At 56.5% G+C, this 13033-nt stretch carries 6 protein-coding genes and 2 pseudogenes; 5 read left to right on the top strand and 3 right to left on the bottom strand.

Annotated elements, in window-relative coordinates; translation table 11 throughout:
* Nucleotides 1–35 precede the first annotated feature (35 nt).
* Nucleotides 36–968 carry a 3'(2'),5'-bisphosphate nucleotidase CysQ gene (gene cysQ, locus F6R98_RS07810; RefSeq protein WP_228125161.1) on the bottom strand — a complete coding sequence of 311 codons (933 nt, stop codon included), beginning with the start codon at nt 966–968 and terminating at the stop codon, nt 36–38.
* A 29-nt stretch (nt 969–997) separates the two neighbouring features.
* Here cysQ and yrfG point away from each other — a divergent pair, with 29 nt between their 5' ends.
* The 5 genes and pseudogenes from yrfG to F6R98_RS21960 form a co-directional block, all read left to right on the top strand.
* Nucleotides 998–1657 (top strand): GMP/IMP nucleotidase, encoded by a 660-nt coding sequence (gene yrfG / locus F6R98_RS07805; protein ID WP_153248532.1) that lies wholly within the window; start codon nt 998–1000, stop codon nt 1655–1657.
* Between the two features lie 2 nt (nt 1658–1659).
* Entirely contained in the window at nt 1660–5031 is a 3372-nt protein-coding gene (locus F6R98_RS07800) for an autotransporter domain-containing protein (RefSeq protein ID WP_153248531.1), read from the top strand.
* A 325-nt stretch (nt 5032–5356) separates the two neighbouring features.
* A complete protein-coding gene (locus tag F6R98_RS07795; RefSeq protein WP_194270184.1) occupies nt 5357–8365 on the top strand; it encodes an autotransporter outer membrane beta-barrel domain-containing protein in 3009 nt (1002 codons plus the stop codon).
* A gap of 394 nt (nt 8366–8759) precedes the next feature.
* Nucleotides 8760–10126: pseudogene (locus F6R98_RS07790) on the top strand (IS110 family RNA-guided transposase).
* Nucleotides 10127–10461: 335 nt separating this feature from the next.
* Nucleotides 10462–10692: pseudogene (locus tag F6R98_RS21960) on the top strand (type I restriction-modification enzyme R subunit C-terminal domain-containing protein); the annotation flags it as partial.
* A 598-nt stretch (nt 10693–11290) separates the two neighbouring features.
* On the opposite strand, the gene F6R98_RS07780 reads toward F6R98_RS21960, so the two are convergent.
* Entirely contained in the window at nt 11291–12679 is a 1389-nt protein-coding gene (locus F6R98_RS07780; RefSeq protein ID WP_153248528.1) for a class II fumarate hydratase, read from the bottom strand.
* Nucleotides 12680–12785: 106 nt separating this feature from the next.
* Entirely contained in the window at nt 12786–13028 is a 243-nt protein-coding gene (locus F6R98_RS07775; RefSeq protein WP_153248527.1) for a glutaredoxin family protein, read from the bottom strand.
* Nucleotides 13029–13033: the final 5 nt, after the last annotated feature.

The raw sequence follows: 13033 nt of genomic DNA, 5'->3' as shown, positions 1-13033 counted from the left end.
AAATTTCAATATATTACAATAAAATAAAAGCAGAGTCAGCCCTTCAGGCCCGGATTGCCTTCCCCTTCCAATCCTTCCGCATAACGCAGCCACTCCACTTCGTTATCACCGAAGACAAGAAACCATGGATTCAGCAACGACTCTTTCGAGTTATAGCGCAAAGGATTTCCGCGCAAATCGACGACCATTCCCCCCGCCTGCTCGACGATGCACTGCGCGGCAGCGGTATCCCACTCGGAAGTCAACCCCATGCGCGGGTAAACGTCAGCCGCGCCTTCGGCAACCAGGCAGAACTTGAGCGAGCTGCCGATAGAATTCAGCCTATGCGCTCCCAAACGCTCCAGATAGCGCGTTAATTCCGGCGTTTTATGCGAACGGCTGCCTACGACCGCCGGGATCTGGTCTGCCGGCTTTTTAACGCTGATCGGGACAGCGACGCCTTGCCCTTCGCGCTTGAAAGCGCCGCAGCCTTCCGCGGCAAAATACATTATGCCGGTTACTGGGGTATAGACTACGCCCAGCACAGGCTTGCCATGAACGATCAGTGCTACGTTGACGGTAAACTCGCCGTTGTGATTGATAAACTCGCGCGTGCCGTCCAGCGGGTCCAATAACCAGTAGCGTGTCCATAGCATGCGCTCGCTGTAAGCAGTAGCGGCGGACTCCTCGGAAAGGATGGGATAACCCAGTCCCATGGCGGTGAGCCCGCCAACCAGACTATGATGCACAGCCAAATCCGCCTCCGTTACCGGCGAACCATCCTGCTTGATACCGACACTAAAATCAGTATGATAGAATCCGAGCGATTTATTTCCCGCCAGGACAACCAAGGAAGTGACGGCTTCCAATAATGCGCGGGGTTCCTCGCGGTGCGGAGCTGAGTGGCGTGCTGAATAAGACATGACCGGTTTCTCTTCTGGCAAAATAATAGCCCCTGAAGCATAGTTCCATACTTTCTCATTTTCCATGGACACTCCTGAATATACGATTATATACAATGATAAACTGGAATCAGATCGACAGTGTATTTCTCGACATGGATGGTACTTTGCTGGACCTCAATTTCGACAATCAATTCTGGAAAAAACGCCTTCCGCAACGTTACGCCGAACGGCATGGACTGGATTTCGAGAGCGCGCTTGAGGTGCTCAGGCCGCGCTTCAAGGAACTCGAGGGGCAGCTCGAATGGTACTGTCTCGATTACTGGAGCGAACAATTGGCGGTGGATGTTCCGGCATTGAAACGCGAATTGGCCGAACTGATCGAGGTGTTGCCTTATGTCGTAGATTTTCTGAGCGCGGTCAAGGCGCAGAAAAAACGGCTGGTACTGGTAACCAACGCGCACCCCAAAAGCTTTGAGCTGAAAATGGAAAAAACAAAGCTGCGCCATTGGTTTGATCAAATCGTCATTGCACACGAACTGGGACTGCCAAAGGAAAACCCGCAATTCTGGGAGCGGCTAAATACGATGGAGCCGTTTCAGCCGGAACGAGCGCTCATGGTAGACGACAGTCTTTCTGTGCTACGCTCGGCGCGCCATGCCGGCATCCACACATTGGCCATCTCATTGCACGACACGCAACAACCGGCAAGAATCATCACCGAATTTCCCGCTATCAGGGATTTCAGGGAAATTATGCCTGATCTGACGAATTAGCCATGCCGCCACACCAACTACTTTCGCTATTTCCACGGTTCCTTTTTTTAACGGTTAAACATCCGCCGTTTAACCGGAAAGTTCCGAGCCGTACGCTGATCGCCCTGCTGTACTGCGGCTTAAGCCTGCCCGCCTCAGCCAGCGATGGCAACACCTGCGGAAACCAACTCTCGCCTCCCTTTACAAGCGGCTGCATTGCAGGCGGCACCCTGATTTTCGACAGATCCAATACCGTCAACGGCGCTGTCGATATCGGATCTTCCGGCGCCACCGTGAATAGCGGCGCAGCCGGCTATGTGGACATCATCAGCGGCGTCATCTACGGCAGCGGCGCTTTGACCGCCAAGGGCGACGGCACGACGATACTCAGCGCCGGCAACACCTACAGCGGCGGCACCAACATCAGCGGCGGCGCTCTCTCCATCGGCAACGCAAATAATCTCGGCAGCGGCGCAATCAACTTCGACGGCGGCACGCTGCTCACTACCGCCAATCTGACCAGCAACGCAGCCATCACGGTCGGCAGCAGCAACGGCACCATCAACAACAACAGTATTGATGTGTTCTCCGGCACCATCAACGGCAGCGGCGGCCTGACATTTAAGGGAGCGGGAACAACCGTTCTTTCCGGCAACAGCGTCAGCATCGGATCGTTACAGGTCGACTCCGGCAGCACACTGATACTCGAAGGCTCCAAGATGCAAATGGCCACAGCCTATGCAAACAATGCCGGCATCCTGGCGCTGGGCGCAAATACCACGCTGAGCATCGCCAACGGACTGGCCAACAGCGGCAGTCTCTATGGCGCGGGCATACTGAACGGCAATCTGAACAACAGCGGCACCGTGTCGGCCGGTTCTTCGGCCATTGCGCTCAGTCTTGGCGACATCAGAACACCCGCCGCTACCAGCTTTGTTCAATCTTCCGCTGCTGTCCCGATCGGCAGCGCCGCCACTGTCAGCAGCACGACGACGCTCAACGGCAACCTCGCGCAAACATCGAACGGCACCCTGGCCTTCGGCATCACCCCCACCAGCAATACCCAGCTCGCCGTCAGCGGCTCCAGCGTACAGGCGGGCGGTAATCTGTTCGTGCAGGCGAGCGGCATGTCGACCGGCCCCGGCAACAATCTGCGCACCACCTACACCCTGTTGAACGGCACCAACCCCAACGCCACCCTGTCGGGACAATTCGCCAATGTATGGGTCAGGGGACTGGCCGCCGGCGAAGTATACGATCTGACTTACGTCAGCGACCCGCAAATCCTGATCTCGGTCTATCCTGACGCCTATTTCCACAACATGGCGCAGACCGCCAACGAACGCGAGGTCGGAACCGTGCTGGACAGCACGGTTCCGAGCGCCACCGGCAGTCTTTATAACCAGTTGAACAGCCTGTACCAGCTCCCTGCCGGCCAGCTTGCCGCGGCAATGAATCAGATCGACGGCGAAATCTACGCCGACGCGCCGGGCATACTTTACAACGCCGTCTCCGACACCTGGGCTCCGGTCTATGCGCGCATGGGCCTGAGCGCGACCCAGGGCGGCCAGTCGCCGGCCAACGCGCCGCATCTATGGATGAGCGGTGTAGGCAATTTCGGCGGCGTCAGCGGCAACGGCAACGCCGACGGATACAGCCAGCGCGCCGGAGGGTTTCTGGTGGGCGCCGACAACAAGGTCTTTGACGGACTGAATCTGGGTTTGACCGCGGGCTATGTCAATGCCGGCGCCAACCGCAACAATACCGGCAGCGCCCTGTCCGCGCAGATGTGGCAAGTCGGCGGCTACGCCGACATGAACGTGGGAGATAACGGTCATATCGGCCTGCTGCTCGGCTATACCCAGGGGCCGGTGGACTTCAGCAACCCTTCCGCGATAGGCACCGCCGCCGGGCAAACCTTCGCGCGCATTATCAGCGCCGAGGCGCGCGGTTCCTGGACCGTTGATTTCGGCAACGGCCACAGCCTGACGCCAATCATCTCATTGCAAACGGTGTACGACCAGCTCGGTGGATTTACCGAATCAGGCCTGGGCGCGCTGAGTCTGAATGTCCCCAGCCAGAACGCCACCATGGTCGCCGCGCGTTTCCAGACCCGCTACGACTATAACTGGCGGGCATGGGGCCTGGACTGGACCGCCAGCACCGCCATAGGCGTGCGCGAAATGATGAACCAGCCCGACCCCAACCTGTATCTCAACTATAACGGCATCGGCGGACAAAATTTCACCGTGAAAGGGGTTCAGAACAACAGCAGCATCGGCTCGGGACTGGTCAATGCCGGCATCACCACCCACCTGAACAACGCCCTGAACCTGGAAATCGGCTATCGCGGCACCTATAGCGGAAGCACCGCCATCAACGCCTTTCAGGGCAATGTGGTCTGGAAGTTCGATGAAGAGATAAAAACCCCGTCATTCGATTCGGAAACCAGCGCGCCGGATTCCGGAAGCAAACAATCTGCGGATAAAAAGGCAGCGGCAGGCGAAGAAGACAAGGGCAGGGACAAACTGGATATACGCACTCCCGGCGCGGACTTGGCCAACTATCCGAACAGCGCCTTCACCTTGCCGCAAGGCGGGTTTTACATCGAAATGACGCCTTTCAATTATGTCGGCGATACCCCGGGTAATCCGGAAACCTTCTCAACCGAATATTTTTTCCGCTATGGTTTGTTTGACCGCGTGGAATTGCGGCTTTACTCGTCTGGCCTCCAAATGCAGGGAGGCAGCAGTCCCACGACCGGTTTTGCTCCGCTGGTTTTCGATACCAAGATACATTTCTGGGATGAGTGGGAGGAGTATTTCATCCCGGCGCTGGGCTTCGAAGCGGCGGTGCAAACCCCCTGGCTCGGATCGCCCAACCTTACCGGCCCCACCGAACCCAGCTTTTCCTTCAACTTCGACCAGACCCTGCCCTGGGATATCGCCTTCGAGTACAACCTCGGCACCGCGCGCATCCAGGATCCAATCGACTTATCGCAGGAATCCTGGCAATTCGTGTTCCAATGGGCGGTTCAGCACGACATTATCGAAGACGTAGCCGTATTTATCAACGGCACCTATAACGGCTCGGTCCTGCCGCGCACGCCAAGAAGGGTTTCGACAAGCAAAACCGTAACCACCCCAGTAACGGTTTGCAGTGAAAACAACAAAACCGATACGCTCTCTAACTGCATAACCAAAAACACCGTAACAACAAAATACGTAACCAGTCTGGCCGCCCGCAGCGGTATCAACGATATTCCTACCGTAGTCGGCGCAGGAATGATGTGGACGGTCAACGATAACCTTGCGCTGTATTTCAATGCCGGGGCAGGCACAAACGCCAGCAGTCCGGCTTTTCAGGCTTACGCCGGATTCGCCTGGACGCCCTGATCAGCCTTGAAGTTGAAGTCGATACGTCGGCCGATGAAAACGTAGACGCCGGTTCAGCCGGAACAGGCTATCATTACAACAGGAGAGGTCTTACCCTCACGTTGCTCGCATAATCCCGGCACTTACAGAGCGACCAGTTCATTGCGCGCCACACAATAACCGGCCGGAATTTTAAACATGTTTCCCGCGACCCTGGGGTTCAGCGAAGTTATGCCTGATCAGACGGATTGCCATGCGGTCACCCCAACTACTTTCGCTATTCCCAGTGCGCCTTTTTCCAAAGGTTAACCATCCGTCGTTTAAGCCGCGCGCACCGGGACATGCAGTGATCGCCCTGCTGTGCTGCGGCTTAAGTCTGTCGTCATCCGGCAATGACGGCAGCGTCTGCGGAAATCAAATCTCGTCGCCCTTTGCAGGCGGTTGCATCGCCGGCGGCACGCTGGTTTTCGACAGATCCAATACCGTCAACGGCGCTGTGGATATCGGCTCCTCCGGCGCTACCGTGAATAGCGGCGCAGCCGGCTATGTGGACACCATCAACGGCAGCGGCGGCCTGACATTTAAGGGAGCGGGAACAACCGTTCTTTCCGGCAACAGCGTCAGCATCGGATCGTTACAGGTCGACTCCGGCAGCACACTGATACTCGAAGGCTCCAAGATGCAAATGGCCACAGCCTATGCAAACAATGCCGGCATCCTGGCGCTGGGCGCAAATACCACGCTGAGCATCGCCAACGGACTGGCCAACAGCGGCAGTCTCTATGGCGCGGGCATACTGAACGGCAATCTGAACAACAGCGGCACCGTGTCGGCCGGTTCTTCGGCCATTGCGCTCAGTCTTGGCGACATCAGAACACCCGCCGCTACCAGCTTTGTTCAATCTTCCGCTGCTGTCCCGATCGGCAGCGCCGCCACTGTCAGCAGCACGACGACGCTCAACGGCAACCTCGCGCAAACATCGAACGGCACCCTGGCCTTCGGCATCACCCCCACCAGCAATACCCAGCTCGCCGTCAGCGGCTCCAGCGTACAGGCGGGCGGTAATCTGTTCGTGCAGGCGAGCGGCATGTCGACCGGCCCCGGCAACAATCTGCGCACCACCTACACCCTGTTGAACGGCACCAACCCCAACGCCACCCTGTCGGGACAATTCGCCAATGTATGGGTCAGGGGACTGGCCGCCGGCGAAGTATACGATCTGACTTACGTCAGCGACCCGCAAATCCTGATCTCGGTCTATCCTGACGCCTATTTCCACAACATGGCGCAGACCGCCAACGAACGCGAGGTCGGAACCGTGCTGGACAGCACGGTTCCGAGCGCCACCGGCAGTCTTTATAACCAGTTGAACAGCCTGTACCAGCTCCCTGCCGGCCAGCTTGCCGCGGCAATGAATCAGATCGACGGCGAAATCTACGCCGACGCGCCGGGCATACTTTACAACGCCGTCTCCGACACCTGGGCTCCGGTCTATGCGCGCATGGGCCTGAGCGCGACCCAGGGCGGCCAGTCGCCGGCCAACGCGCCGCATCTATGGATGAGCGGTGTAGGCAATTTCGGCGGCGTCAGCGGCAACGGCAACGCCGACGGATACAGCCAGCGCGCCGGAGGGTTTCTGGTGGGCGCCGACAACAAGGTCTTTGACGGACTGAATCTGGGTTTGACCGCGGGCTATGTCAATGCCGGCGCCAACCGCAACAATACCGGCAGCGCCCTGTCCGCGCAGATGTGGCAAGTCGGCGGCTACGCCGACATGAACGTGGGAGATAACGGTCATATCGGCCTGCTGCTCGGCTATACCCAGGGGCCGGTGGACTTCAGCAACCCTTCCGCGATAGGCACCGCCGCCGGGCAAACCTTCGCGCGCATTATCAGCGCCGAGGCGCGCGGTTCCTGGACCGTTGATTTCGGCAACGGCCACAGCCTGACGCCAATCATCTCATTGCAAACGGTGTACGACCAGCTCGGTGGATTTACCGAATCAGGCCTGGGCGCGCTGAGTCTGAATGTCCCCAGCCAGAACGCCACCATGGTCGCCGCGCGTTTCCAGACCCGCTACGACTATAACTGGCGGGCATGGGGCCTGGACTGGACCGCCAGCACCGCCATAGGCGTGCGCGAAATGATGAACCAGCCCGACCCCAACCTGTATCTCAACTATAACGGCATCGGCGGACAAAATTTCACCGTGAAAGGGGTTCAGAACAACAGCAGCATCGGCTCGGGACTGGTCAATGCCGGCATCACCACCCACCTGAACAACGCCCTGAACCTGGAAATCGGCTATCGCGGCACCTATAGCGGAAGCACCGCCATCAACGCCTTTCAGGGCAATGTGGTCTGGAAGTTCGATGAAGAGATAAAAACCCCGTCATTCGATTCGGAAACCAGCGCGCCGGATTCCGGAAGCAAACAATCTGCGGATAAAAAGGCAGCGGCAGGCGAAGAAGACAAGGGCAGGGACAAACTGGATATACGCACTCCCGGCCCCGATATGGCCAACTATCCGAACAGCGCCTATACGCTGCCGCAAGGTGGACTGTACATGGAAATAACGCCGTTTAATTACACTCCGGATTATGCGACCAATCCGGCGACCTACTCATCAGGATATTTTTTCCGCTATGGCCTGCTCGACCGCGTGGAGTTACGGCTTTACTCCAACGGACTCGAAGCGCAAGGCAACGGCAGCGCACTCATCGGCTTTGCGCCGCTGACTTTCGATACCAAAATACATATATGGGACGAATGGAGGCAATACTACATTCCCGCGCTGGGCTTCGAAGCGGCGGTTCAAACCACCTGGCTGGGATCGCCCGGGTTGACCAACGGCACCGAACCCAGCTTTTCCTTCAATTTCGACCAGAGCCTGCCCTGGGATATCGACCTGGAGTACAACATCGGCGCCGCACGCTATCAGGATCCGCTGGATCTTAGCCAGGAATATTGGGACGTTACCTTTCAATGGGCGTTGCAGCGAGATATTGTCGAAGATTTGGCCGTGTTTATTAACGGCTGGTATGGCAGCTCAACATTGCCTCGCGTTTCGAGATACACCACAAAAACCCAGACCGTAAACAAACCCGTGACCGTTTGCGACAGCAATCACCGGACGGATACTCTTTCGAACTGTGTGGCAAAGAACACGGTAATCACTCAGACCGTATCCACACGAGTGGCGCAAAACAATGTCAGCGAACTGCCCAACATCGTCGGCGCGGGCATGATCTGGACGGTCACCGACAATCTTGCGCTGTATTTCAATGCCGGAGCGGGCACCAACGCCAGCAGTCCGACTTATAACGTTTACACGGGCTTTGCCTGGACGCCGTAAAAAATCGCCGCAAGCCCGCCCTGGATTGACCCCATGCGGCTACCGCTACGACTTCGACAACACCATGCTGCGCATCGGCAGCATGAACATGGCCCTGTACTGTGTCGATAACCCGTACGTTAGCGAATTAATCGGCTCGGGCCGCAAATCGCGCCGAAGAAACAGTGTTGCGATACTGCGCATTGTGTCATAGTTGACTTCGGCGTTGCGGAAGACCGGTATGGCAATGGTGCTTTATGCCCGCACGTTAGCGTGGTCCTGGGTGACGTCATCGACATTGGTGAATCGGGTCAGCACTTTTCTTCTGCTGACCCGATATCCCGTTTAAGAGAGTGAGCTAGACGACGTACCCGATGCAGCGCCCACCTTTACTCAACGAATCATGGAGCAAAGCATGGCCCGAGGCAATCGCAAAATCAATCTCAAACTCAAAACCGGCCAGTCGGGTGAGCCGTTGACCATCGCTTACCCCAACGCTGCCGCTGTCGACATCGGGAGCGCTTCTCACTTTGTAGCGGTGCCGCCTGACCGGGATGATGAGCCGGTACGCGAATTTCCCAGCTTTACCTCCGACCTCAACGCCCTGGCCGATTGGCTGACGCGGTGCAGGATCGATACGGTGGCGATGGAATCGACCGGCGTTTACTGGATTCCTTTATTCGAATTACTGGAGTCGCGCGGCTTCACCGTATTTCTGGTGAATGCGCGTCATGTCAAAAATGTAACCGGCCGCAAATCGGATGTACTGGATTGCCAATGGTTACAGCAGTTGATGAGCTACGGATTGCTCAACGGCGCTTTTCGTCCGACCGATGAAGTGTGCGTGCTGCGCGCATTGACGCGACAACGGGCCATGCTGCTGCGCAATCAGGCGCGTTGCGTACAGCACATGCAAAAAGCGATGACGCAAATGAACATCCAGCTCGCCAATGTCATTTCCGATGTGGTCGGCGAGACCGGCCAAAAAATTCTACGCGCCATCGTTGACGGCGAACGCGATGGACAGGTACTGGCAGCGATGAAAAATGCGCGCATACAGGCCAGTAGTGACGAAATAGCCAAAAGTCTGCAAGGTAACTGGCGTTCGGAACATCTGTTTTCACTCAAGCAGGCACTGGCGCAATTCGATTTTATCGCCACCCTGGTGGCGGAGTGCGACGGGGAGATAGAGCAGCAGTTACAATGTCTGCAGAGACATGACGGCGAACCGGCAGCCGTTAAAAAAAAAGCCGTGCACGCAACGCACCACACTTTGATTTACGAACACAATTATTCAAAATGTGCGGCGTCGACCTCACCCGCATAGACGGTATTGAAGTCAGCACGGCGCTGGTGGTGGTCTCGGAAGTGGGTACCGATATGTCGCGATTCCGCTCCGACAAGCATTTTTCTTCATGGCTGGGGCTATGTCCCGGCACAAAAATCACTGGCGGCAAAGTGATGAGCGGAAAAACCAAACGCAGTGCAAATCGGGCAGCGCAAGCATTGCGGATGGCGGCAGCCGCCCTGCGCAAGAGTCAATCGGCGTTGGGGGCGTACTTTCGACGACTCTGCGCGCGAATGGATAAAGCCAGGGCCGTCACTGCTGCGGCGCACAAGCTGGCCCGATTGATCTACGCGATGTTGACCAAAGGTGAAGAGTACGTCGATCAAGGTCAGGAGTATTATGAAGAGCGCTATCGTGAACGCACCGTACGACAACTCGCGCAACGTGCCGAAAAGCTCGGTATGAAACTCGTCGCTGCAGAACAAGGCGCCTAAAAAGCATTTTAAAAACAAACATATTATCAATAACTTGGGATATGTTTCTTAAGAGCTACAAGGGGCTCGCTGGCCCAGAATCATGCCGGGGACGAAGAAAAATATTCGCTGATCCTAGCCAGTCCACAGTTTGCAGGTTCCCTGGACTACGAGAACACCGCCAGGGATCTGCTTGACATCGTCAAAACCAAACAATCCGAGCTGCTGTTTCTGGCTTTATTCCTGCGCCTGCTGAAACCGGACGGCTCTCAGGCGTTAATCGATAACGCCAGGGCTGACAACCAAAGCCAAGGGCTTTTCATCCTCTCACTGGTTGGGCTGGAGAGGATACGGCAAAGCAGGCATTCAGCGACTTCATCACCGGCACAACCGCTTCCCCGAATCAAATCGAGTGCGTCGACTACATCATCCAAGAATTGACGCAGAACGGCGTCATGGAGATAGACCGGCTGAACCAGACCCCTTTCATCGACATCAACCCGCTTGGACCGGAAGGAGTGTTCCCGTCCGCCAAGGTCGACAGGCTAGTCGAGGCGTTGAGCGAGATTCGATCGAGAGCGGCTTAAGGCGCATGTTCTCCGGACAAGCGTGATGAACACCGCAGCGATGGTCAGCCAGCGGAAAAATGATTGAAACGCCGTTCGCATCAATCAAGCCTTGATTCTACAGTCTGCGTTACGAAGCCGCAGCTTCCCGATCAGTTTTTCCGTCGGGCGTCAAAGCAATTTCCTAAAATTCAGATCCGCCTCAAAGATCAGCTATGTTCTTGATTTTTTCGATAAAGAAATCCACCAAGCGCTTAATTTTGTCATTGACTATTTTCATGGAAATCACCGTGGCTGTTGTTAGGATTTTTGCTGATTTAGAAACCAATTTTGATGTCGAATATAAACAATGCAACTAACATACCATAAACACAAGAGATTGTTATTATATGGATTTACGCTCCAGCGCTAGATGATTTCCTCGAAAAAGAGATGAAATGAACCACTATGAACCATTAACCGGGTGGTGCCGGTGCACCAAAGACGCGAGGAAAAAACGGGGTGGGAAGTTGCAAGCGCAACAAGAGTGGTACATCAGATGGAAAAAGCGGCTTTCCTCATTAAAAACAGCAACAAGCCGCCCAGTTTCGACAACCGCGGCTTGGCTGCAGAAAGGCTTTCAAACGCGCTGTATTCCACCGCCCGTCAACTTGACGGGGTCCATAAGCCGCTTGAGCTCATCTCTGGGAATATCGGTCAGTTCCACGGCCACATCAATCACCGGCCGGCGGGTTTTATAAGCGGCCTTGGCGATCTCAGCCGCTTTTGCATAACCGATGATAGGATTCAGCGCGGTTACCAGTATCGGATTCAGCGCCAGGGCCTGATCGATTTTGTCCCCGCAGACCTTGAAATCGGCGATGCCCTTGTCCGCAAGCAGCCGCGTAGCGTTTGCCAACAGGCTCAAGCTTTGCAACAGGTTGTAAGCGATCAGCGGCAACATGACATTAAGCTGAAAATTGCCTGACTGCCCGGCGATGGCGATGGTGGCATCGTTGCCCATTACCTGCGCCGCGACCATGCAGACTGCTTCAGGTATCACCGGATTGACCTTGCCCGGCATAATGCTGGAGCCGGGCTGCAGCGCCGCCAGCTCGATTTCTCCCAAGCCGGCAAGCGGCCCCGAATTCATCCAGCGCAGGTCGTTGGCGATTTTCATCAAACCGACAGCCAGCGTGCGGCACTGCCCCGACAGCTCGACAGCCGCATCCTGCGCGCTCAGGCTTTCAAAAAAACTACTGTTCGGCTCGAACGGAATGCCGGTTGCTTCGGCGAGCTTGCGGGCGATCTGCGCGGCGAAACGCGGATCGGCGTTGATACCGGTTCCAACGGCGGTTCCACCTTGCGCCAAACGGTAAATGCGCGGCAAACTGGCCTGCAGGCGTTCTATCGCATTGGCTATCTGTGTCGCCCAGCCATCAATCTCCTGCCCCAGACTGACCGGCATCGCATCCATCAAATGCGTACGCCCGGTTTTAACGACAGACCGCAATGCAGCGGCGCGCGCCTGCAACACCGAATGCAGATGCTGCAGCGCCGGAATCAACTGCCGGTGCGCGGCAATGGCGGCGCTGACATGGATAGCGCTCGGAATGGTGTCGTTGCTGCTCTGCCCCATGTTGACATGATCGTTGGCGCTGACCGGCAGGCCGCCGGCGCGCGACGCCAGCGTCGCAATCACCTCGTTGACATTCATGTTGGTGCTGGTGCCTGAGCCGGTCTGGAATACGTCCAGCGGGAACTGACCGGCATGCTTACCGGCCAGGATTTCATCGGCTGCGACGGCTATCGCCGCAGCCAAACCGGGCTCCAGCAGGCCAAGATCCTGATTGACCTGAGCCGCACAGCGCTTGATCAATGCAACGGCATGGATGAAGTCAGCGGGCAGAGGAATACCGCTGACCGGAAAATTTTCCACGGCGCGCTGGGTTTGCGCGGCATACAGAGCATCGGCAGGCACTTTCAGCCCGCCCATGCTGTCTTTTTCAATACGATAGTCGTCGCTCATGGTGTATTTTACTAATTAACAATTCAAACCAATCAATACCCGATCGGGTAACAGCCCGCGCTCGTTGCATTAAGCCCCGAGTCCAATCGCGCGCTAAAGCGCGCCCCTACACAATGCGCTTATCCAGAAAGCCAATCAGTTCCTGATCACTAAAAGGCCAGCCCAGTTCATCTCCGGATGCGCTATCGCTCAGCACGGGAATACGCACCCCGTAACGCTCAAGCAACTCGTCCTGTTCGGCTATTTCGATACTTTGCCAAACCAGCAGCTTTTCGCCGGACGCCTGCTGCAGCAACGCTTCAGCCTGTTCGCACAGGTGACAACCGGCGGTGGTATAAAGCGCAAGCACCGGAG

Source organism: Candidatus Methylospira mobilis, from assembly GCF_009498235.1.
Lineage (GTDB): Bacteria > Pseudomonadota > Gammaproteobacteria > Methylococcales > Methylococcaceae > Methylospira > Methylospira mobilis.
The sequence above is the reverse complement of the archived record's forward strand: the minus strand, read 5'-3'. Positions and strand labels throughout refer to the sequence as shown.

Bases quoted from the DNA above. Each gene is read 5' to 3' on its own strand.
- F6R98_RS07800 (WP_153248531.1), top strand. From the start codon at position 1,660: ATGCCGCCACACCAACTACTTTCGCTATTTCCACGGTTCCTTTTTTTA.
- cysQ (WP_228125161.1), bottom strand. From the start codon at position 968: ATGGAAAATGAGAAAGTATGGAACTATGCTTCAGGGGCTATTATTTTG.
- yrfG (WP_153248532.1), top strand. From the start codon at position 998: ATGATAAACTGGAATCAGATCGACAGTGTATTTCTCGACATGGATGGT.
- F6R98_RS07780 (WP_153248528.1), bottom strand. From the start codon at position 12,679: ATGAGCGACGACTATCGTATTGAAAAAGACAGCATGGGCGGGCTGAAA.